Annotated in this window: 18 protein-coding genes; 9 read left to right on the top strand and 9 right to left on the bottom strand. The window is 69.4% G+C overall.

Annotated features, from left to right (window positions below; genetic code table 11):
* The first annotated feature begins 2 nt into the window (after nucleotides 1-2).
* Genes ITJ66_RS10520 through ITJ66_RS10495 form a run of 6 tightly spaced genes read left to right on the top strand, consistent with a single transcriptional unit; the run spans nucleotide 3 to nucleotide 7,283 of the window.
* Nucleotides 3-1,100 (top strand): iron ABC transporter permease, encoded by a 1,098-nt coding sequence (locus ITJ66_RS10520; RefSeq protein WP_194644550.1) that lies wholly within the window; start codon nucleotides 3-5, stop codon nucleotides 1,098-1,100.
* On the top strand, nucleotides 1,097-2,143 hold the full coding sequence (locus ITJ66_RS10515; RefSeq protein WP_194644549.1) for an iron chelate uptake ABC transporter family permease subunit: 1,047 nt from the start codon (nucleotides 1,097-1,099) through the stop codon (nucleotides 2,141-2,143). The genes ITJ66_RS10520 and ITJ66_RS10515 overlap by 4 nt, the downstream gene beginning before the upstream one ends.
* A gap of 11 nt (nucleotides 2,144-2,154) precedes the next feature.
* Entirely contained in the window at nucleotides 2,155-2,943 is a 789-nt protein-coding gene (locus ITJ66_RS10510) for an ABC transporter ATP-binding protein (protein ID WP_085510797.1), read from the top strand.
* 2 nt (nucleotides 2,944-2,945) lie between these two features.
* Nucleotides 2,946-4,592 (top strand): ABC transporter transmembrane domain-containing protein, encoded by a 1,647-nt coding sequence (locus ITJ66_RS10505; protein WP_370582616.1) that lies wholly within the window; start codon nucleotides 2,946-2,948, stop codon nucleotides 4,590-4,592.
* Entirely contained in the window at nucleotides 4,585-6,396 is a 1,812-nt protein-coding gene (locus ITJ66_RS10500; RefSeq protein ID WP_194644548.1) for an ABC transporter ATP-binding protein, read from the top strand. The genes ITJ66_RS10505 and ITJ66_RS10500 overlap by 8 nt, the downstream gene beginning before the upstream one ends.
* Nucleotides 6,393-7,283: a siderophore-interacting protein gene (locus ITJ66_RS10495; RefSeq protein WP_194644547.1), complete on the top strand. Its 891-nt coding sequence runs from the start codon at nucleotides 6,393-6,395 to the stop codon at nucleotides 7,281-7,283. The genes ITJ66_RS10500 and ITJ66_RS10495 overlap by 4 nt, the downstream gene beginning before the upstream one ends.
* 30 nt (nucleotides 7,284-7,313) lie before the next feature.
* Here ITJ66_RS10495 and ITJ66_RS10490 read toward each other — a convergent pair whose 3' ends face one another.
* The 4 genes from ITJ66_RS10490 to ITJ66_RS10475 form a co-directional block, all read right to left on the bottom strand.
* Nucleotides 7,314-9,002: a glycoside hydrolase family 13 protein gene (locus ITJ66_RS10490; protein WP_194644546.1), complete on the bottom strand. Its 1,689-nt coding sequence runs from the start codon at nucleotides 9,000-9,002 to the stop codon at nucleotides 7,314-7,316.
* 65 nt (nucleotides 9,003-9,067) lie between these two features.
* Nucleotides 9,068-9,961: a carbohydrate ABC transporter permease gene (locus ITJ66_RS10485; protein WP_085510777.1), complete on the bottom strand. Its 894-nt coding sequence runs from the start codon at nucleotides 9,959-9,961 to the stop codon at nucleotides 9,068-9,070.
* Complete coding sequence (locus ITJ66_RS10480; RefSeq protein WP_079002413.1) at nucleotides 9,961-10,872, bottom strand: carbohydrate ABC transporter permease; 912 nt, start codon at nucleotides 10,870-10,872, stop codon at nucleotides 9,961-9,963. The genes ITJ66_RS10485 and ITJ66_RS10480 overlap by 1 nt, the downstream gene beginning before the upstream one ends.
* The gene (locus ITJ66_RS10475) at nucleotides 10,869-12,167 is read right to left on the bottom strand and encodes an ABC transporter substrate-binding protein (RefSeq protein WP_194644545.1); all 1,299 of its coding nucleotides are present in this window, start codon (nucleotides 12,165-12,167) and stop codon (nucleotides 10,869-10,871) included. Before ITJ66_RS10475 ends, ITJ66_RS10480 begins: the two co-directional genes overlap by 4 nt.
* 226 nt (nucleotides 12,168-12,393) lie before the next feature.
* Here ITJ66_RS10475 and ITJ66_RS10470 point away from each other — a divergent pair, with 226 nt between their 5' ends.
* The 3 genes from ITJ66_RS10470 (at nucleotide 12,394) to ITJ66_RS10460 (ending at nucleotide 15,104) form a co-directional block, all read left to right on the top strand.
* Nucleotides 12,394-13,599 (top strand): ROK family protein, encoded by a 1,206-nt coding sequence (locus tag ITJ66_RS10470; protein ID WP_194644544.1) that lies wholly within the window; start codon nucleotides 12,394-12,396, stop codon nucleotides 13,597-13,599.
* A gap of 26 nt (nucleotides 13,600-13,625) precedes the next feature.
* Nucleotides 13,626-14,522, top strand: a complete 897-nt coding sequence (locus tag ITJ66_RS10465) for a triacylglycerol lipase (protein ID WP_194644543.1) — start codon at nucleotides 13,626-13,628, stop codon at nucleotides 14,520-14,522.
* A 93-nt stretch (nucleotides 14,523-14,615) separates the two neighbouring features.
* A complete protein-coding gene (locus tag ITJ66_RS10460; RefSeq protein WP_194644542.1) occupies nucleotides 14,616-15,104 on the top strand; it encodes a DUF4396 domain-containing protein in 489 nt (162 codons plus the stop codon).
* 78 nt (nucleotides 15,105-15,182) lie between these two features.
* Here ITJ66_RS10460 and ITJ66_RS10455 read toward each other — a convergent pair whose 3' ends face one another.
* From ITJ66_RS10455 to ITJ66_RS10435, 5 genes are all read right to left on the bottom strand, one after another.
* The gene (locus ITJ66_RS10455; RefSeq protein WP_194644541.1) at nucleotides 15,183-15,866 is read right to left on the bottom strand and encodes an HAD hydrolase-like protein; all 684 of its coding nucleotides are present in this window, start codon (nucleotides 15,864-15,866) and stop codon (nucleotides 15,183-15,185) included.
* Nucleotides 15,867-15,928: 62 nt separating this feature from the next.
* Complete coding sequence (locus tag ITJ66_RS10450; RefSeq protein ID WP_194644540.1) at nucleotides 15,929-17,161, bottom strand: allantoate amidohydrolase; 1,233 nt, start codon at nucleotides 17,159-17,161, stop codon at nucleotides 15,929-15,931.
* The gene (locus tag ITJ66_RS10445; protein ID WP_194644539.1) at nucleotides 17,158-18,312 is read right to left on the bottom strand and encodes an FAD-dependent oxidoreductase; all 1,155 of its coding nucleotides are present in this window, start codon (nucleotides 18,310-18,312) and stop codon (nucleotides 17,158-17,160) included. The genes ITJ66_RS10450 and ITJ66_RS10445 overlap by 4 nt, the downstream gene beginning before the upstream one ends.
* Nucleotides 18,309-19,568, bottom strand: coding sequence for an ammonium transporter (locus tag ITJ66_RS10440; protein WP_086473388.1), 1,260 nt, complete (start codon nucleotides 19,566-19,568; stop codon nucleotides 18,309-18,311). The genes ITJ66_RS10445 and ITJ66_RS10440 overlap by 4 nt, the downstream gene beginning before the upstream one ends.
* A 93-nt stretch (nucleotides 19,569-19,661) precedes the next feature.
* Nucleotides 19,662-20,816 (bottom strand): tyramine oxidase subunit B, encoded by a 1,155-nt coding sequence (locus tag ITJ66_RS10435; RefSeq protein ID WP_240043873.1) that lies wholly within the window; start codon nucleotides 20,814-20,816, stop codon nucleotides 19,662-19,664.
* Nucleotides 20,817-20,905 lie beyond the last annotated feature (89 nt).

The following is a 20,905-nucleotide window of genomic DNA, read 5'->3' as shown; positions in this document are numbered from 1 at the left end:
AGATGTCCCGGTCCGCCGCCCCGTCAGCAGCGCCGGCTGCGGGCGGGGCGGCGGACGTCCCGACGCCCGGTGGGGCCGGACGCGCGGACGTCTCGCCCCACCGCACCGGGACCCTCGCCGCCGGGCTCCTCGTCGCCACCGTGGTGCTGATCGCCGCAGCCGTCGCCTCACTCGCCATCGGCAATCGGGCCATCGATCCACTGACCGTCATCCGTGCGCTCGTCGCCTACGACGACGCGAACCCCCTGCACCTCATGGTCATGGAGCTGCGCGTCCCACGGACGCTGCTCGGCATCCTGGTCGGTGCGGCGCTCGCCGTCTGCGGCGGGCTCATCCAGGCCTTCACCCGCAACCCGCTCGCCGACCCGGGCATCCTCGGTGTGAACGCCGGTGCGTCGTTCGCCGTGACCTTCGCGGTCGGTGTCCTGGGACTGACGACTCCCGGCACCTACGTCCCGTTCGCCCTGGCGGGTGCGTTCATCCTCACAGTGATCGTCTACACGCTCGGATCCGTCGGGGCCTCGGGCGCGACCCCGATGAAACTGACCCTCGCGGGGGTCGCCCTCGGTGCTGCCTGCACCGGTTTCACCACTGCGATCGTGCTGCGGGACGAAGGCACCCTCCAGGTCATGCGCTTCTGGAGCGTGGGATCCATCGGAGGCCGCACCCTCGACCAGCTCACGTGGGCTGCTCCGCTGATCGTCGCGGGCCTCGTGATCGGTCTGCTCTGCGCCCGGTCGCTGAATGCCCTGACCCTGGGAGACGAGCTGGCCCAGGCGCTCGGTGCGCGAGTGCGCAGCACCCGGGTGTGGGTCGTCGTCGCCGTCACCCTCCTGGCCGGCACGGGCGTCGCAGCCGCCGGTCCGATCGCCTTCGTGGGCCTCATGATCCCCCATGTCGTCCGGTGGTTCACGGGCCCCGACCAGCGCTGGGTGCTGACGTACTCGATGGTGATCGGCCCCGCGTTCCTGCTGCTCGCAGACGTCCTCGGCCGGATCGTGTTGCCGTCCGGAGAGCTCCGGGTGGGGATCGTCACGGCGCTCCTCGGCGCTCCCATCCTGATCATGCTGGTGCGTCGGAAGCGGGTGAGCGGACTGTGAGCGTCATCGACCACGGCCGACGGCTGATCCGCGTGGAGACCGCGCACATCGCGACGCTCGTACCCGTGCGGTCCGTCCTCGTGTGCCTCGCTCTCATCGTGGTGATCATCGGAGCAGGGCTGTTCGCGACGACGATCGGAGCGTACGAGATCGGCTTCGACGCGGTCTTCCGGGCGATCGTCGACCCCGCGTCCGACCCGGACGTCCGCCAGGTCGTGACCGAGTGGCGACTGCCGCGGGTGCTGTTCGCGGTGCTCTGCGGAGCGGCGCTCGCGCTCGCCGGGGGCATCTTCCAGTCGCTCACCCGCAACCCGCTCGGCTCACCGGACATCATCGGGTTCGGTGTCGGCGCGCAGTTCGGTGTCACGCTGACGATGCTCGTACTCGGGCTCAACACCTACCTGTTCAAAGCCGCCGGGGCACTCGTCGGCGGTCTGCTGACCGCCCTGCTCGTCGCCGTCCTCGCGAACCGCCACACCATGTCGTCCTTCCGGCTGATCATCGTCGGCATCGGCGTCTCGGCCGGGCTCGGTTCCCTCACCTCCTGGATCCTCATCTCCGTCAGCGTCGAGCAGGCGATGATGGCGGCCACCTGGGGTGCCGGATCCCTCGCCTCGCTCGGCTTCGACCAGCTGCTCCCCGCCGCCACGGCCTTCGTCGTGTTCGCCCTGCTGGCGCGGCCACTCCGACGTTCGCTCCCCGTGCTCGAGATGGGCGACGACGCCGCCATGGCCCTCGGGGTGCGTCCTGGGCGAACCCGGCTGATCGCCATGGTGGTCGGTGTGGCCCTCGTGGCGCTCGTCACCGCCGCCGCCGGCCCGATCTCGTTCATCGCCTTGGCCGCCCCGCAGATCGCTCAACGGCTCACCCGCTCGAACACCCCGATGGGCCTCGCGCCGGTGATGCTCACCGGAGCCGCCCTGGTCGTCGTCTCCGACGCCGTCGCCCAGCTGCTCGCGGTCCCGGTCGGCGTGGTGACGCTCTCGGTCGGTGGCATCTATCTGACCTGCCTGCTGGCCGCCCAGTTCGTGCGCCGCACGTGAAAGGAACTCCCATGACCACGTCGCTCCTCGCCCGTGACCTCACCCTGGGCTACGGCGATGCTCCGATCGTCTCCGAGCTGTCGCTCGAGGTGCCGGACGACTCGTTCACGATCATCATCGGACCGAACGCCTGCGGCAAGTCGACCCTGCTCCGCGGACTCGCACGGCTCCTGCGCCCGACCGCCGGTGCCGTCCTCCTCGACGGGGCGGACATCCGCGCGTCGAAGCCGAAGGACACCGCTCGCCGACTCGGGCTCCTCCCCCAATCCGCCATCGCCCCCGACGGGATCACCGTCGCCGACCTCGTCGGGCGTGGGCGGTTCCCGCACCAGAGCGCGATGCGGACGTGGAGCAGCGCCGACGAAGCGGCGGTCTCGGAGGCGATGGCCGCGACTGGGGTCACGGAGCTGTCCCGCCGGCTGGTCGACGAGCTCTCGGGCGGCCAACGGCAACGCGTCTGGGTCGCGATGGCACTCGCCCAGCAGACCAAGCACCTGCTGCTCGACGAGCCGACGACGTTCCTCGACATCGCGCACCAGATCGAGCTGATGGAGCTGTTCACGGATCTGCACCGCAGCGGCACCACCCTCGTCGCGGTCCTCCACGACCTCAACCACGCCGCCCGCTATGCGACGCATCTCGTCGCGATGCGCGACGGCGCGATCGTCGCCCAGGGCGATCCGCAGGAGATCATCACCGCCGACCTCGTGGAGGCCGTGTACGACCTGCCGTGCCAGGTCATCACCGACCCCGTATCCGGTACCCCGCTGGTGCTCCCGCTCGGACGGCGGAGCCGGTGAGCGTGACGACGACGAGTACGCCGCGGCGGCTCTTCGGCATCGCGCTGGGAGCGGACGGTCGCGGCGCCATGCTCGTCGCCGCGACCGGCCTCCTCATCGTGCACGCCCTGTCGGAGGCGGCGATCCCCGTGATCATCGGGGCGACCGTCGACCGAGCGGTGGTGCCGTCCGATCCGGTCGCCCTCGGGGTCTGGATCGGTGTCCTGGTCGGAACCTTCCTCGTCCTGACGGTGAGCTACCAGTCGGCCTCGCGGCTCATGGTGTCGATCTACGGGCACGGCGAACAGGCGCTCCGGCACCTCACGCTGTCCCGGATGCTTCGGCCGCAGCTCTCACGACAGAACCTTTCGGCGGGTGAGGCCCTGACGGTCGTCACGTCCGACACCTACCGGGTGGCCGGCGTCGCCTGGTCGGTCGCGCAGCAGTCCGCCACCATCGCGGCGATCATCGGAGCCGCCCTGGCGATGTCGGTGATCTCGCCCGTGGCGACGATCGTGGTGTTCGTGTCGACCATCGGGATGATGCTCGTCATGCGCGTCGTGTCACGCCCGCTGGAGCGCCGCGGGTTCGCCGAGCAACGGGCGGCGACCGAGGCCGGAGCGGTGGCCGCCGACTTCATGAGCGGGTTCCGAGTGCTCGTGGGCATCGGCGGGCGTGCTGAGGCCGTGCGCCGGTATGACGCCGCCAGTGATGTCTCACGACGCGCTGCGACGGCCGCCGGGCGGTCCCTCGCCCTCTTCGACGCCGTGAGCGGCACGCTGGCGGCGTTCGTCATGGCCGCCCTCGTCGGTTTGTCCGCCTGGTTCGCTGCGGACGGGCGGATCAGCATCGGCGAGCTCGTGACGGTGCTCGGCCTCGCGCAGTTCATCAGCGGATACCTCGCACAGGCGGGATCATTCCCGTCCAACTGGATCCACAAGCTCGCCTCCGCCAAGCGCTTGGCCGTGGTCGTCGACGCCGAAGACCTGATCGAAGCGGGCGGTCGGCTGGACGAGACGTCCGATTCCGGCCCTGCGACGGACGTCGTGCTGTCCTTCCGCCCCGAACACCAGGACCGACCGGTGGACGTCCGTGCTGGTGAACTGCTCGGCGTCCGGCCGCCCGACAGCGACACGGCGCGCGCCCTCTCCCGTCTGCTCGGCATGCGGACCCCCGCCGAGCGCGGCAGCGTCTCGCTCGCCGTCGACGGCAGACTCGTCGACCAGCTGGACCTCGACCCGGTGGCGTACCGCCGTCGTGTGGTCGCGCCACCGCACGGCCAGCGCATCATGAGCGGCACCCTGGCGGAGGCGGTCCGCGGTCATGACGTGACCGGCGACCCGGACGCGATGTTCGTGGGCATGGCGGCGCTCGACGATGCGGTCGTGCAGCTCGGCGGCTGGTCGTCACCGGTCGGTGAGGCGGGCAGACGGCTCTCCGGCGGGCAGCGCCAGCGCGTCGGCATCGCCCGGGCGCTCCATGCCGGTGCGGACGTGCTCGTCCTCGACGAACCGACGTCGGCCGTCGACGTCCTCACGGAGACCCGCATCGCCCGAGCGCTCGCGTCGCACGACGGCACCGTCGTCGTCATCACCACCTCGCCGGTCCTGTTGAACGCCTGCGACCGCGTCGTCGAGCTGACTCCCGGTTCGGAGACCCGCCATGACTGATCCCGCCACGGAGCCCACCACCGCCGCGATGCTGCCCGTCGCCAACGGCTCCCGCGTCCGAACCGTCGTCGGTGCCCTCCTCCGACGACACCGCGGACGGACCGCCGCCGTGGTGGCCCTCTTCCTCGCAGCCGCCGCACTGGGCGTCGTGATGCCCGCGTGTCTCGGGCGGATCGTGGACGCCGTCGCTTCCGATGCCGGGCTGAGCGTCGTCTCAGGCTGGGTGGCCGGAGCCGCCGTCGGCGCTGTCGGGGCCGTCGCGGTGACGCTGTGGGCGACTCGCGTGCTCACGGGGCTGGTGCAGGACCTGCTCGCCGAACTGCGCGAGGACGTGTTCGCCTCGGCCATGCGGCTCCCGGTGAGCACCGTCGACGACGGTGAGCGTGCCGATCTCCTGTCCCGGGTCACCGGCGACGTCGACGCGGTCGCGGAGGCCGGCGGGAACGTCGCCCCGACACTGCTCTCCGCCGGGTTCGCGATCGGGGTGTCGGCCGTCGCCCTGGCAGCCGTCGACCCGTGGCTCGCGCTCGCCGGTCTCGCCTCGGCGCCGTGCTACGTCCTCGGGACCCGTGCGTTCCTCCGGCGATCCCGCGTGGTGTTCCGCACGGTCCGGATCCGCGAGGCATCACGCAGTCAGGCCGTGCTGGACGCGGTCGACGGCGCGGAGACGCTCGCCGCGTTCACCGGGACGGACCACGCGCTCGAACGCGTCCGGGAACGCGCGGCCGCCTCCATCGACGCGCAGATCGAGGGTGTGCGCGTCGCGAACCGTTTGTTCCGATGGATCAACTCGGGTGAGCTCCTCGGGCTGTCGGCGATCCTGGCGACCGGCTTCCTCCTCAACCTGCAGGGCACGATCACCGTCGGGCTCGTGACCACCGCCGCGCTCCTGTTCCACCGGCTGTTCGATCCGGTCGGCCGGCTCATCTTCGGGCTCGACGACATCCAGCGGGCCACGGTCGGGCTGGCTCGGCTGGTCGGGGTCATCGACCTCGCAGCAGCGTCGTCCGCGATGCCGGAGTCGCCCTCGCCCGTCGGCGGTGCCGCAGGCGGCGTCGCCGCAGCGCCGGCGATCCGAGTGCGCGACCTGACGTTCCGGTATCCGACCACGGACCGTGGGATCGCGGAGGTCACCATCGACGTACCGCCCCGGACGACCACGGCGCTCGTCGGCACGTCCGGCTCGGGCAAGAGCACCCTGGCGCGGGTCGTCGCCGGGCACCATCCGCCGACGTCCGGGCGGGTGCTCGTCGACGACACACCGTACTACCTGTCGCAGGAGCTCCACCACTTCCGTGGCTCGATCGCCGACAACCTCCGGCTCGGGGCTCCGGACGCCAGCCGGGACGAGATGGTCTCGGCGCTCCGTGCCGTCGGAGCCGAGTGGGCGGTCACCGCGTTGCAGGACGACCCGGCGGCGGACCCGACCGACTCGAGGGAGTCGCCCGTGCCACTGGACGAGGGACGCATCCAGCAACTCGCGGTCGCTCGGGCGTTCCTGGCGGACCCGGCGATCGTGATCATCGATGAGGCGACGGCCGACGTCGGCTTGCACCATCGCGACGCCGTCGAAGCGGCGATCGCCGTCCTCCGGACGGACCGGACCGCGCTGCTGATCGCGCACCGGTTGGAGCAGGCCGCCACCGCCGACCGGATCGCGGTCTTCGCGGACGGTCGGATCGTCCAACACGGCACGCACGCGGAACTCCTCGCCTCCCCCGGCCCCTACCGCGAGTCCTGGCTCGCGCACAGGCCGCATCCGACCCAGCACACCGAACCGAACCGAGAGGCCGAGACGCCATGAAGATCCACCGCGGAATCGTGACCGCAGCGACACCCCTGAGTCCGAACCTGGTCCGCATCGCCCTCGGCGGTCCGGGCGTCGAGGACTTCGTCAGCACCGGCACGGGTGATGAGTACGTCCGCGTCTTCTTCCCCCACGGTGCCGACCCGACGGACGTCTCGCTCCCGGTGCCCGCAGGCGACTGGTGGGAGACGCCGGAGGGCTCCCCGCAGGCACCGATGCGGACCTACACGATCAGCGCCGTGCGGCAGGATCCCGTCGAGATCGACATCGACTTCGTCGTGCACGAGGCCGGGGTCGCGGGGCCGTGGGCGGCTCGCGCCCAGCCCGGGCACGTGCTGGGCCTGAACTCGCCTACCGGTCTGTACGCACCGCCCGCCGACATCGGTTGGCAGGTGCTCGTCGCGGACCTCACCGGCCTTCCCGCAGTCAGGCGCATCGTCGCACAGACACCGCGCGGACTGCGGACCCGAGTGGTGCTCGAGGTGCCGAGCGAGCGGGATCGGATCGCGGTCGAGACGAACGACGACGTGACGGTGACCTGGGTGATGGGCGGCAACGGACACGGCCCGAGCGCATTGGGTCGTCTCGTCCGGAGTGTCGTGGACGACCGCCTCCCGCTCGATCAGGGCTACATCTGGGTGGCGGGTGAGACGGTCGCCCTCCGCGACGTGCGCAAGTATCTGCGCAAGGAGCTCGGGCTACCCGCCACCTGCTTCAAGGTGGTCGGGTACTGGACGCCGATCACCGCGTGGGACGAGAAGTTCGCCGCCCTGCCGGCGTCCGTCCAACAGGAGCTCGACGCGATCTGGAGCACCGAGGAGGACGCCGAGCCGGAGGACGTGCAGATCCGGTTCGAGGACCAGCTCGACCGCCTCGGCCTCTGACCGCGGTGGGGCGTGTGCCCACGGCCATCATCACCCCAACAGGCCGACCGGCGAGATCCAGACCGTGGACTCCCCCGGAACCGCGCCGGCTTGGAGCGCGCCCAGGACGACGGCATCGTGCTCCGCCTCGAGCGGGAAGGGCTCGGTCCCGAAGTTCGTCACGACCTGCCAACCGTTCGGCCGCACGAATCGGATGACGTCCGTCCGCCCCGTCTCGGCCCACTCGAGGTGCTCCCCGGTCTGGAGCAGCCTCCGCAGTCGGAGTGCCTCGCGGTAGAGCGAGAGCGTCGAGGTCGGATCCGCAGCCTCCACGTCGACCGCGTACTCGGCGAACCAGGCCGGTTGCGGCAGGTGCGCGACCGCGCGTCCGAAGCCGAAGGCCGGGCCGTCCGCCGACCACGGCAGCGGCACGCGGCAACCGTCGCGACCCAGCCCGTCGTACTCGCCGCCGCGGAAGAACGCGGGGTCCTGGCGCTGCTCCGCCGTGATCGCGGCGACCTCCTGCAGACCGAGCTCCTCGCCCTGGTAGAGGTAGGTGCTCCCGGGAAGCCCGAGGAGCAGGAGCGTCGCCGCTCTGGCGCGTCTGAGCCCCTGGTCGCGATCGATGTCGGCCTCGGGACCACCCGCCGCGACCCATTCGGTGCCTTGCTTCACCGGTCGCCCGGCCAGGGGTGGGAGTCCGTACCGCGTGGCGTGACGGGTCACATCGTGGTTGGACAGCACCCACGTCGTCGACGAACCCGTCTCCCCCGCCTGCGCCAGGTTGTCGGTGATGACCGTGCGGAACTCGGCGGCATCGAAGTCCGCCTCGAGCAGGTCGAAGTTGAAGGCCTGGCCGAGCCCCTCCGCCGAGGCGTACTTCGCCCGGCGCTCGGGCGAACTCACCCACGCTTCGGCGACGGCTGTGCGCGGCGGTTCGTACTCCTCGAACACCCGCCGCCACTCGGCGTACACCTCGTGCACGTCGTCGCGGTCGAGGAGCGGATGGTTGCCGTCCTGCGGCATGAGTTCCAGTTCAGCACGACTCGGCAGCGGTTCGGTGAGGTCCTTCGTGAGCATGTGCGCGACGTCGATCCGGAAGCCGTCCACGCCCCGGTCCGACCAGAACCGCAACGTCTTCAGGAAGTCGGCGCGAACCTCGGGGTGGTCCCAGTTGAGGTCCGGCTGCTCGGTGGCGAAGTTGTGGAAGTACCACTGGCCGTCCTCGACCCGCTCCCAGGCGGGGCCACCGAAGACCGACTCCCAGTCGGTGGGCGGTTCCTCCCCCGATGCGCCCTTCCCCTCGCGGAAGACGTATCGGTCGCGTGCCGCCGACCCGCGCCCGGCGGCGAGTGCCTCCTGGAACCACTCGTGCAGATCCGAGGTGTGGTTCGGCACGATGTCGACGATGACCCGGATACCGCGCTCGTGCAGTGCGGCGATCAGTTCATCGAAGTCCTCCAGCGTGCCGAGCCGCGGGTCGACGTCGCGGTAGTCCGCGACGTCGTACCCGCCGTCGGCCAGCGCCGAGGGGTAGAACGGACTGAGCCAGATCGCGTCGATCCCGAGCTCGGCGAGGTAGTCGACCCGGGAGCGGATGCCCGGCAGGTCGCCGAGACCGTCCCCGTCCGCGTCGGCGAAGCTCCGCGGGTAGATCTGGTACACGGCGGCCTGACGCCACCAGGTGGCGTCGGCGGACTCAGTGTCGGTGTCGGTGTCGACGAGTAGTGCGTCGGTCATGACGGCGTGGTCCTCGATTTCTCTGATGGTGGGTGGATCCGGTGTCGGTCCGTCGGTCGGACGGGTCACCCCTTGACGGCACCCTGGGTGACGCCCGACATCACCCAACGCTGCGCGAACAGGTAGGCGATGATCGCGGGGGCCATCGCCATCAGGTACGAGGCGAAGGCGACGTTGTAGTTGCTGCTGAACTGGGTCTGGAAGAGGTTCTGCCGCACCGGAAGGGTCTGGAGTCCCGCGTCCGAGATGATCAGCGACGGCATCATGAAGTCATTCCAGGCGTAGAGGAACGCGAAGATGCCGACCGTGGCGCTCATGGGAGCCAGGAGCGGGAAGATCAGCCTCCAGAACGTCTGCCAGGTGCTCGCACCGTCGATGCGCGCACTCTCCTCGAGTTCGATCGGGATCGATCGCAGGAACGCCGTGAACAGCAGCACGCTGAAACTCAGCTGGAACATCGTGGCGAGGATGATCACCCCGAACGGGTTGTCGAGTCCGACGCGACCGGTCAGCTGGATCTGTGGGAGGGCGACGACCGGGAACGGGATGAACATCGCGGCGAGCAGGTAGAAGAACGAGAAGCGGAACAGTCGGCGATCCCAGTTGCGCACGATGGCGTACGCGGCGAAGGAGGCCAGGATGATCGTCGCGACGACGGTCCCTGCGGTGACGAGCAGCGACATCGCGAAGCCGACCGGGAATTTCGTCAGCGTCCACGCCTGGACGAAGCCGTCGATGCTGAACGGCGCCGGGAGCGAGAAGGCGTTGCCGTCGACCGACTGGGTGTCGGTCTTGAACGCCATCGAGATCGTCACGTAGAGCGGCAGCAGGACGGTCACGGCGCAGAGCAGCAGGATGATCGTCGTCGACCAGCTCACCCGCTCTCCCCTGGTCCGCTGCTTCGGGGTGGCGTTCGCCGTGGTGATGGACTGGGTGCTGAGCACGGTTGGCGTGGCCATCAGAGTGCGTTCCTTCCGCGCGTCGCCGAGAGTTGCACGAGGGCGATGATGATCGTGATGATGAAGAACAGGGTGGCCGTGGCCATCTGGTAGGCATAGTCACCCGTCTGGAACCCGCGGATGATCGTCATCGAGATGCTCCGCGTGGAGGTGCCCGGGCCACCGTTGGTCAGGCCGACGATGATGTCGTAGGCGTTCAGGTAGTTCTTGAAGCCGAGGATCACGTTGATCACGACGTATCCCATCACCAGCGGCAGGGTGATCCGCAGCAGCTGCTGGCGCTTGTTCGCGCCGTCGAGCGACGCCGCCTCGTAGACGTCGCCGGGGACTGCGAGGAGACCCGCGATGTAGATGAGCAGCGTGCCGGGGATCGACTGCCAGGCCGTCACGATCACGATGCCGAGCCAGGCGAGGTCCGGGTTGGAGAGGATGCTCGTCTCGAGGAACGGGATCCCGAGCGCCGAGCCGGCGGCCGGTACCGAGTTCATGAAGAGGAACTGGAACACGTAGGCGATGATGATGCCCGAGATGACCATCGGGATGACGAAGATCCCGCGAAGTCCCATCTTGAAGCGGATCTTCGCGGTCAGGCCGACCGCGAGTAGGAACGCGATGACGTTCACCGCGATGACCGTCACGAGCGAGAACCCGAAGGTGAAGAGGAAGCTCGTGAGGATGGCCGGATCGCTGAACGCGGCGATGTAGTTCGTGAAGCCGATGAACTCCCAGTCGCCGATCCCGATGGAGTCGGTGAAGCTGAAGAAGATGCCGACGACGCCGGGGAGCGTGATCGCGAGCGTGAACAGGATGACGGCTGGGAACAGGAAGAAGTAGTAGATCGGTTCGACCCGTTTGGTGCTGCGTCGGACCTTCGGGTTGCCCCCGGTCACGATCGATGTGGTGGCGCTCATTCGGAACCCTCCTTGCTCGCGACGGGCGGCTGTCGGAACGCGAGTCGTGCCCAGTCCGCGTCCATGGTGCGGAGCATCGACGCCGCGTCGGTGCCGAGGACCAGCGACTGCGCGTAGTTCTCGGTCGGGATGGCGCGGGGGTTGAGCACGCCCGGCCCCTGGTAGAACGCGCCGGCGTCGTAGTACGGGATCATGCCCGCGACGCGCGGGTCGTCGGGAGCCTTGCCGTCGTCCGTCGGGACGAACCCGAGCTGCGACTCGTTGTACGCCTGGATGATCTCCGGCTGGAAGAGGTACTCGAGGAAGTCACGGGCACCCTCCGGGTTCTTCGCCTCCTCGGGGATGATGGTGACGAGGTCGAGGTTCACCCGGACCTTGAGGTCCTTCGGGTCTTCGGTCATCGGCAGCGGGAAGGTCCCGAGGTCGAGATCGGGTGCGGTGAGTGCGATCTGGCTGAACGCCCACGGGCCCTGCAGGTACATGGCGCCCTTGCCCTCGGCGAAGGCGACATTGCCGGCGTCGTAGGTGCGACTCGGCGCATCAGCCTGCGTGTACTCCTTGGCGAGCAGCTGCATCTTCTCGATGGGCTCCAGCAAGTCCTTCTCGAACGAGACCGGAGCATCCGGTCCCACCTCGGTGCCTTCCTCCGCGAGCCGGTCGTAGAAGTCCGGGATGTCGACGGCGCCACCGACCGAGTAGTCGAACCAGCCCTGGTTGGCGGTCCAGGCATCGGCGAACGTCGCGTAGAACGGCGCCACGCCGGCCGCCTTCAGCGTGTCGGAGACGGCGATGAGTTCACTCCACGTCGTCGGCACCTCGAGGCCGTACTCGGCGAAGATCGTCTTGTTGTAGATGACGGAAGCGGCCATCACCGAGTAGGGCAGCGCACTCGTGCGTCCCTCGCAGACGCCGTACTGGTCGAGCAACGGCTGGAGGTCGTCGCGGATGGACGCCGCCGCTGTCGTGTCGGACAGGTCGGAGAGCGCGCACCGTTCGACGAAACGCGACACCTCGTGGTTGTAGTTCGAGAGCATGAGGTCCGGCGGGTTGCCACGGACGAAGCTCGCCGCGAGCGGATCGGGCCCCGAGGTGTCCATGACGACCTCGTACTGCTGCTGCGAGGCGTTGTAGTCCGCGACGGCCTGGTTCATGAAGGTGAACGCCTCACGCTTGCTGAACGTGAAGTGGATGGTCTCCCGGCCATCACTCGAGCAACCGACGAGGACGCTGGCCAGGAGCGCCACACCCGCCACTCCGGCCGTGGCGCGTATCGCGCGTTTCAGTGGGTTCGACATCGTTGTCCTTCCGCGGAACCCTCGATGGATCCGCTGACTAAATACAGAGAGTAAATCAACTGATGACGGAAACTCTGCCATCCGTTCGGCGTCTGGTCAAGCACCGGTTCCATCACGACATCCACGGGCCGGACGCCGTGATCGTTCACGGTTCTGCGCACGGTGCAGCGCCTCCCCGGCTCGGCATCCGCGCGCGGTCTGCGGATCGTGGATATCGTTGTCGGTCATGGAAGCGACGACGACGGAGCGGGCAGCGGAGCCGCGCTCTTCCAGCATCACCGCCGTCCTCGATCACGCCTGGGCGACGTCCGCGTTCACCGCGGCCGACGTCATCACCGCCACCGGGTTGTCACGATCGACGGCGATCACGCTCTCCGACGAACTCATCGGACTGGGTTGGCTGACGGAGCTCGACGACGCACGTCAGGCCGGTGCCGCCTATCGGAAAGGTCGCCCCGCCCGTCGCTACGAGCTGCGCATCGACGCCGGGATCGTCGTCGGTGTCGACGCCGGAGCCCACTCCATCACCGCCATCGCTGCAGACCTGCGCGGTCGGGAACTCGCGAGGTCGCACCACACCGTCGATCCGGCGGCCACCCCTGAGGCACGGGTCGACGCCGTCGACGCGGCGATCGACGAGGCCCTGCGGCAGTGCGGGCCGAAACCGCCGCTCTGCATCGTGCTCGGCGTCCCGGCCCCCATCGACGCACTCGGGCGGTCACCCGAGGGCAACGTCTTCTGGGACCGCATGAACCCTCGGCTCGGTGAGCGCATCCGCGACCACGGCTGCGCGGTCGTCACCGACAACGACGCGAACCTCGCCGCCGTCGCCGAGGGTGCGATCGGCGCCGGCGTCGGCGTCGACTCCTACATCACGGTGGTCACCGGCGAGCGGCTCGGAGCCGGATACGTCGTCGACGGTCGACTCGTCCGCGGTCGCGGCCGGGCGGGCGAGCTGCACCTCCTCGACCTCGTCGACGGCGTCGGTTCGTCGCGAGGCATCGCCGCACTCCTGCGCGACTGGGGTCGCGAGTACCGCGAGAGCGGCGGGCTCCCGGAGAGCAGCCCGCTCAGCCATATACCGGTCGCGCAGGTGGATGCGCAGTCGGTCCTCGCTGCGGCGGACCATGGCGACACGGTCGCGCTCGACCTGGTGCGCCGGATGGGTGATCGCATCGCGCGGATGAGCGCCATCCTGGGCGGGTTGCTCGACGTCGAGCGCATCGTGTTCGCCGGCGGGATCGCTCCGTCGATGTCGCAGCTGCTCGAGGTCGCGTCGGAGCGCATCCCCGGCTACATGAGCGCGGAACCTCCCTTGCTCGTCGCGTCGGAACTCGGTGCCGACATGGTGGCGCAGGGTGCGGTCGCGACCGCGATCGACGACGTGCGTCGCAACGCACTGCGGATCGACCTCGCCCGACCAGTACGCTGACGTCGTAGCCAGCCGGAAGGAGCACCATGGCCGATGCGATCGTCCTCGTGTCAGGAGGTGCGGCCGTGACCCCGTTCACGGGTCCGGACCATGCCGCCGGCTCCGGCCTCGCCGCCGGGAACACCCTCACCGCGCTGCGTGCGCACCTGCTCGGGCGGGAGATCCCGGTCTTCACCGCGCCGGCACGGATCGGTGCCGGGGAGGTGCACGAGGACGCGGGTTGGCAGGGGTTCGCCGACGTCCCGATCGTGCTGCCCGCCGAGGTGACCGTCAACGCCGTCGGTGGGATCGACGCCGGCGGGACGAGCCTGGCCGCGTTCCTGCGGTGGCTGTCCGACGAACACGGCTTCGCGAGCGTCGACCTCGTCGCCCACTCCATGGGCGGTCTCTTCTCTCGTGCCGCGATCCGCGAGTTGCGCGGTTCCGACCCGTCGATCGGCCGCCTCGTCACCCTCGGCACACCATGGGAGGGATCGCTCCTCGGCGACGTGCTCACCGGTGAGGTCTCGGTCCACGACGCCCACGGCGACGAGGGAACCACGACGATCCTCGAGCGCTCGAGCAGCTATGCCGCCGAGAACTCCCAGGGCGCTGCCGACGAGGTCTCACGCCGGTTCCTGCGCGAGTGGAACACGACGCAGGCCGGCTTCCTCGATGGCGTCGCCGTCACCGCAGTCGGGGCGGGTCACTTCCACACGGCAGCCGAACCCCGGCAGCTGTGGCCACACGACGGTCTGGTGGCCCTGCGAAGCGCCCGAGCCGACGACGTCCCGGTCGACGTGCTCCCCCGCGTGGTCCGCCGTTCCTTCGAGGACGACGTCCACAGCATCTTCTTCGCCGACGCCTTCGACCTCCCGTGGGAGCGCGCGCTCACCTGGGATCCCGAGGTCTTCGCCGTGGTCGACGAGGCGCTCACGTCCTGAGTCGGCGTCGATGCCCGTGTGAGCGGACCAGCACTCCGGAATATACCCCCGAGGGGTATCGTTCGACCTCTTGGACGAACCGGAGGAGTGCTCATGAGCGACCAGACCCACCACCACCACCACCACGGCCCAGCAGCCGACAATGCGACCTCCTGGCGGATGGCCGCCACCGCCACCCTCCACTGCCTCACCGGATGTGCCATCGGCGAAGTGCTGGGCATGGTGATCGGCACCGGCCTCGGACTGCACAATCTCGGGACCGTGGTGCTCTCGATCGCACTGGCCTTCGTCTTCGGCTACGCGCTCACGATGCGCGGCGTGCGCCGCGCGGGACTGTCCTGGCGCGCCGCCATCGGTGTCGCCCTGGCGGCGGACACCGTGTCGATCGCGGTCATGGAGATCATCGACAACACCGCGATGCTCGCCATCCCCGGAGCGATGGAAGCCGGCCTCACCAGCGGCCTCTTCTGGGGCTCCCTCGTCGCCGCTCTCGCCCTGGCCTTCATCGTCACCACACCGGTCAACCGTTGGCTGATCGGCCGCGGCAAGGGGCACGCCGTCGTCCACGGACTCCACCACTGAGGCCATGATGGGCCTCCGACCTCGCGGTCTGCGACTGTCATTCGGACGGCGCGTTGCCGTCGACGGGGCCTGCCTGCTTCATCGTCGGCGGAGGTCTCGCAGTGCCTCCGGCGACGGGGTGAGACTGCCGACGATCTCGCCGAGGCTGCTGATGACCGGGTGACGTCGATGCGAAGGCGCGTCCTGGTGACCACCGTCGAATCGCAGGAACCGCACCTGGAGCGCTTCGGCGATCTCCTCGTCATGATTGGTGTCGCCGACCATCAACACGCGCCGGGGATCATGGCCCGAGTCCTCCAACCACGCGGTCACGACATGCTCCTTCGACGCCGCATAGACATCGGTGATGCCGTGGACGTGTGCGAAATGACCGTGCAGCGCGTGGGGAGCCAGCTGACGCTCGAGGGTGACCTCTGGGGTCGCCGAGATGAGGACCTGCTCGACGCCGAGCACGTCGATGGCCGCAAGGGTCGCGCGGGCCTGCGGTTGGAGCGACGCCGCTCCCACACCGGCCGCGAACAGCGCGAGGTATTCGTCGGCCGCCTCCAGGAAGTCGGCTGCATCGACACCGAGCCGGGCGTAGAAGGCCCGGATGGGGAAGCCGAACACCGCCCGATACGCCTCCTGGTCGGAAATCTCGGCAAGACCGCGCTGCCGGAGAACGGTGTTCATCGCGGCAAGCGCCACCTCGACGTCGTCGAGGAGCGTGCCGTTCCAGTCCCAGCACACCGCGTCGATGGTCGTGGATCCGTTCTCGTGCACGAGGTCGAGTCTCACACGGCCGGCTGACATCGGTCGGATCAAACGAGGCCGGTGGCTCCTGCTCAGGTGGTCCCGACGCCGACCGCCAGTCCCTCCAGGACGTCCGCGAGTGCCACGGCGCCGGCCTCGGCGTCGGCGTCCTCGGCGCGCTCCTCCGGCGAATGGGAGACGCCGGTCGGGTTCCGGACGAAGAGCATCGCGGTCGGCACGTGCGACGCGAGCACTCCGGCGTCGTGCCCCGCTCCGGTACCGAGCACAGGCGCCTCCGGCAGCATCCGTTCGAGATGCCCGCGGAGGAACGGGTCGAAGTCGGTCGTGGCGCTGAACGACTCCTCGGTGATCGCGGCCACGCAACCCTCCTCCGCTGCGACGAGCGACAGGCGTTCGGTGATCCTCGCCACGATCGCGGCGGTCACGACGTCGTCGGGATGACGGACGTCGATCCAGAAGTCCACGCTCGACGCGATCACGTTCGTGCCTCCCGGCAACGGGAGCACCCGACCGACGGTCGCCCGAGCGTCCGGCGTGGCCCGCCCGATCGTGCGGATCTCGGTGATCATCCGCGCAGCCGCGACGAGCGGGTCCCGTCGATCGTGCATGAGCGTCGTGCCCGCATGGTTTCCTTCACCGCGGATCGACACCCGCCACCGTCCATGCCCGAGGATGCTCGAGCCGATCGCGACCGGGCGATCGAGGTCGACCAGCGCCCGCCCCTGCTCGACGTGGAGCTCGACGAACGCGTCGATCGCTCCGAGCCCGGCCGGATCGGGCCCCACACCCCGCGGATCGACACCATTGCGTGCGAGGACCTCGGCGAACGTGTCGCCCTCCACGTCGCGCAGGGCCAGCGCCCGCTCCGGACTGATCGCACCGGTGAGGAGCCGCAAGCCGAGGCATGCGACGCCGAAGCGCGAGCCTTCCTCCTCGGGGAAGACGGCGACGACGATCGGCTTGGTCGGCTCGACGCCACGCGAGCGCAGGTGATCGATAGCGACCAGCGCCGATGCGATCCCGAGTGGTCCGTCGTAGGCGCCACCGCCCGGCACCGAGTCGAGATGGCTCCCGGTGACCACCGCACCCGCCGTCGAACGTGATGGCGCATGCCACCAGGCACGGATGACCCCGTTCCCGTCGATGTCCACGTCGAGGCCACGGCGCTCGGCCTGACCGACGAACCACTCCCGCAGCTCGAGTTCAGCCGCGGAATAGACAGGCCTCGAGTAGCCTCCCCGACGCTGATCCCGACCGATCCCCGCGATCTCGTCTAGGAGCGAGACCACGGTGTCGCGGGTCACCGGACCGCTGCCAGGCTCGGCCGGAACATCGCCGGCACATCGTCTCGGCCCTCGATCAGCGCGAGGGCGTATTCGCCGATGAGCGGGGCGAACTTGGCACCGTGGCCGGAGCAGGGCGCCAGGACCGTGATCCCGTCGACCCGGTCGATGACGAAGTCCTCCGTCGGGGTGTTCGTGAACAGGCAGGTCGTCTCGGCGTACGGTTCCGGGACGAGGCTCGGGAGGAACTCGCGGACGTAGGCGACGACCCGTCGGCGGTTCGCGTCGTCGACGACGCCGTCATGACCGGCGGCCGAGGGGATGCGCCTGCCACCGTTGTACTCGGCGACCTTCTGACCACGCCACTCGGCGTCGCGCCCACCGGGGAGCCCGTAGGCCTGCATCCGCTCGGACTTGTGGATGAAGGTGGGCCACACGGGTCCAGGTCGCGCCGGGTCTTCCGAAGCGACGCCGAGTCGGTCCCTGTACGGGAAGTGGTACGCCTGCTCCTGACGGACCTCGAGGGCCGGGAACGCGTCGAGGAACCCGCCTGGCAACGCGAGTACGCTGAGGAGGTCCGGAAGCCAGCCCCCGGCAGCGACCACCACCTGCTCCGCATCGAACGCCCTCCCCCCATACCCGAGCACCCGGTACCCGGTGGCAGTCCGCTCGACCCGCTCGACCGGCTGATCGTTCAGAACCGTGGCCCCGGCGCGGACGGCGGATTCGAGCATCGCCATCACCGCCTGCTCCGCGTCGATCACGCCGGCTCCCGGATGCCACAGGGTGGGCGTGTCGAAGCCGATGTCCCAACGGGCTCTGGCTTCGTCTCGGGAGAGCAGCTCGTGATCGATGCCGTGCTCGGCCAGCACCGACGCGAGGTGCTCCGGGCGACGGGTCGTCCCGAAGTCGAGCGCCCCCGTCGGCGTGATCAGTGGACGCCCGTGCTCCAGGCCGAGCTCGTCCCACCCTGATGCCGCCGCGAGGACGAGACGAGTGTAGGACGCCTCCGGGTAGGCGTAGCGGAAGATCCGGGCCGATCCGTGGGACGATCCCCACTCGTTGGCCGGGCGACTCCGCTCGAGGACGGTGACGTCGTGCCCGGCCTGGGCGAGGCGCCAGGCCGCCGCAGCACCTGCGAGCCCGGCTCCGACGACGATGACGCTCGTCATGCGCGTGCTTCCAGGTCTTCGTCCTCGTAGGCGCGCTCGGCGTGCGCGTGCTCGTCGATCCCGGCGACCTCGTGCTCCTCGGGGATCCGCAGACCGATGGTGATCTGGATCAGCTTCGCGATCACCCAGGTGACGATGAACGAGTAGGCGAGGACCGCGACGGTCGCGATCGTCTGCACGCCGAGCAGTTCGAATCCGCCGCCGTACAGCAGACCCGAACGTCCGTTCGGAGCCGCATCCGTCGCGAACACCCCGATGAGGAGCGTCCCGATGATGCCTCCGACGAGGTGGACCCCGACGACGTCGAGGGAGTCGTCGAAGCCGAGCCGGAACTTCCACTCGATGGCGAGGCAGCAGACGACGCCCGCGATGGCCCCGATGATGATGGCACCGATGGGCGAGACGGCACCGCAGGCGGGGGTGATCGCCACGAGGGCGGCGATGATCCCCGATGCGCTGCCGAGGCTCGTGACCGCTCCGTGGCGGAGCCGGTCGACGATGGACCAGCCGATGAGCCCGGCACAGGCGGCGACGGTGGTGTTGAGGAACACGACGCTCGCCGCATTGCCGGCTGCCAGCGCCGAGCCGGCGTTGAAGCCGTACCACCCGATCCAGAGCAACCCGGCGCCGACGAGGACGAGCGGGCGGTTGTGCGGACGGAGCTTGCCGCCCCAGTCCTTGCTCTTCCCGAGCACGAGGGCCAGTGCGAGCGCCGCGACGCCGGCGTTCATGTGCACGGCCGTCCCGCCGGCGAAGTCGACGGCACCGAGGGTGTTCGCGATCCATCCACCGGTCGCCGTGTCGTTCGAGAAGGCGAACACCCAGTGCGCGACCGGGAAGTACACGAGCGTCGCCCAGAGCCCGGCGAACAACAACCAGGCGCCGTACTTCATGCGACCGGCGGCCGCGCCGGCGACGAGTGCCGTCGTCACCCCGGCGAACAGCAGTTGGAACGCCGCGAAGAGTGCGAGGGGAATGCCGGCATCGGGGTCGTCGACGAGTGCCTGGTCGAGCCCCGCGAACTCGAACGGGTTCCCGATGAGTCCGAGCCCGCCGACGGAGTCACCGAAGACGAGCGAGTACCCGAAGGCCACCCAGAGCAGCGCGACGAGGCTGGCCCCGCCGAAGCACATGATCATCATGTTGAGGATGCGGCGGGACGAGACCATCCCGCCGTAGAACAGAGCCAGGGCCGGGATCATGAGGGCGACGAGCGCCGAGCTCGTCAGGATCCAGGCGACGTTTCCAGCGTCCACAAATCACTCCATCGTTCGAGGTGCACAGCGGCCGGGCGGCCACAGCGTCGGGTTCGGGTGGAACAGGTGTCGGTGCTCGGTGCCGGACGGCGGTCAGGCCAGGTCGGGGGCTTCCCAGAGGTTGAGCTTCGTGCCGATCCCCTGCTCGACGGCGTTCTCGTAGATCGTCTTCGCCCACGCGACGTCCTCGACGCCCATCCCACCGACGCTGAAGAGCACCGGCTGCTCGGGGAACTCGCGCCCGACGGCGTTCCCGTCGAAGACGTCTCCGATGTTGACCACGCGGGACTCGTCGAGTTCACCGGTCCCGATGAGGTCCTGCCAGTAGAGGCCGATCATGCCGAACGCGGTCTCGTGCGACGGTGCCGGGTACTCCTCGGCCCACGCCTCGTAGATCTTCTTCGCGTCCGCGATGAGGCGCGCCTTGCCGGAGAGGGTGTACTCCTTGTCCATACGCAGGTTGGCGGGCAGGCTCAGGAAGGCGCCCGGCTTGATCCAGTCGCCGTCGATGAACGGGTAGTTCTCCGAGCCGACCAGGCCGGTGACGGCTTCGGAGACGATGTCCGAGTCGCGCACAGCGGCCTCGACCGTCTCGGCGATCTCGATCGTCGTGAACTGCGGGTAGTGCTCGCGGACGTAGTCGGCGAACGCCTCGGAGGTCGACCGTCGGCGCCCGTGGATGCGGATGGTGTCGAGCGAGGGGCGGGCGGTGGTCATGGCGTGCAGGGCGCTCTTGTTCATGGCGCCGGGCCCGATGATGCCGAGTGACTTCGCGTCCACCGGTGCCAGGAGCTTCGCGGCGGCTCCCGGCACGGCAGCAGTGCGGTAGGCGCTCTCGAGGTTGCCGGACATGATCGCGTAGGGCGCGCCGGTGTCCTTGTCGTTGAGCACGATGAGGTGGATGGAGCGCGGGAGGCCCCGCTCGCGGTTGTCGACGTTCGACCCGTACCACTTGACGCCGGCGGTGTCGAAGCGTCCGCCGAGGTAGGCGGGCATCGCCATGAACCGACGGTCGGCGGCGTCGAGCGGCATGCCGGGGAACGGTGAGGTGGCGGGGAACCCGATCGGTGCTCCGTGCGAGTTGGCGGTCGGGCCGGCCATCCGGTAGTCACCCTTCGCGACGAGCACCAACACCTCCTCCATGACCTCCATGCAGTGGGCCATGTCCTTCATGCCGGCGGCGATGACCTCCGGTTCGCTCAGGTAGAGCATGTCGATCCGGGTGTTCGGGGAAGCGTCTGCGGTCACGGGTGGTCCTCCAGGTCGGGGTGTGTGGTCCTCAGCGAACACGGTCGCGATCGTCCTGGTCAAATACCGATTCGAACCTCGATTGAGAG

The sequence above is a fragment of the Plantibacter sp. VKM Ac-2885 genome (assembly GCF_015351205.1).
GTDB lineage: Bacteria > Actinomycetota > Actinomycetes > Actinomycetales > Microbacteriaceae > Plantibacter > Plantibacter auratus.
Note: the sequence above shows the minus strand (reverse complement) of the source record. Positions and strands in the feature narration are given on the sequence as shown.

Excerpts from the sequence above, each read along its gene's own strand:
- ITJ66_RS10495 (WP_194644547.1), top strand. The coding sequence starts at position 6,393 with ATGAAGATCCACCGCGGAATCGTGACCGCAGCGACACCCCTGAGTCCG.
- ITJ66_RS10510 (WP_085510797.1), top strand. The coding sequence starts at position 2,155 with ATGACCACGTCGCTCCTCGCCCGTGACCTCACCCTGGGCTACGGCGAT.
- ITJ66_RS10480 (WP_079002413.1), bottom strand. The coding sequence starts at position 10,872 with ATGAGCGCCACCACATCGATCGTGACCGGGGGCAACCCGAAGGTCCGA.
- ITJ66_RS10465 (WP_194644543.1), top strand. The coding sequence starts at position 13,626 with ATGGCCGATGCGATCGTCCTCGTGTCAGGAGGTGCGGCCGTGACCCCG.
- ITJ66_RS10475 (WP_194644545.1), bottom strand. The coding sequence starts at position 12,167 with ATGTCGAACCCACTGAAACGCGCGATACGCGCCACGGCCGGAGTGGCG.
- ITJ66_RS10520 (WP_194644550.1), top strand. The coding sequence starts at position 3 with ATGTCCCGGTCCGCCGCCCCGTCAGCAGCGCCGGCTGCGGGCGGGGCG.
- ITJ66_RS10470 (WP_194644544.1), top strand. The coding sequence starts at position 12,394 with ATGGAAGCGACGACGACGGAGCGGGCAGCGGAGCCGCGCTCTTCCAGC.
- ITJ66_RS10490 (WP_194644546.1), bottom strand. The coding sequence starts at position 9,002 with ATGACCGACGCACTACTCGTCGACACCGACACCGACACTGAGTCCGCC.
- ITJ66_RS10445 (WP_194644539.1), bottom strand. The coding sequence starts at position 18,312 with ATGACGAGCGTCATCGTCGTCGGAGCCGGGCTCGCAGGTGCTGCGGCG.
- ITJ66_RS10460 (WP_194644542.1), top strand. The coding sequence starts at position 14,616 with ATGAGCGACCAGACCCACCACCACCACCACCACGGCCCAGCAGCCGAC.
- ITJ66_RS10485 (WP_085510777.1), bottom strand. The coding sequence starts at position 9,961 with ATGGCCACGCCAACCGTGCTCAGCACCCAGTCCATCACCACGGCGAAC.
- ITJ66_RS10500 (WP_194644548.1), top strand. The coding sequence starts at position 4,585 with ATGACTGATCCCGCCACGGAGCCCACCACCGCCGCGATGCTGCCCGTC.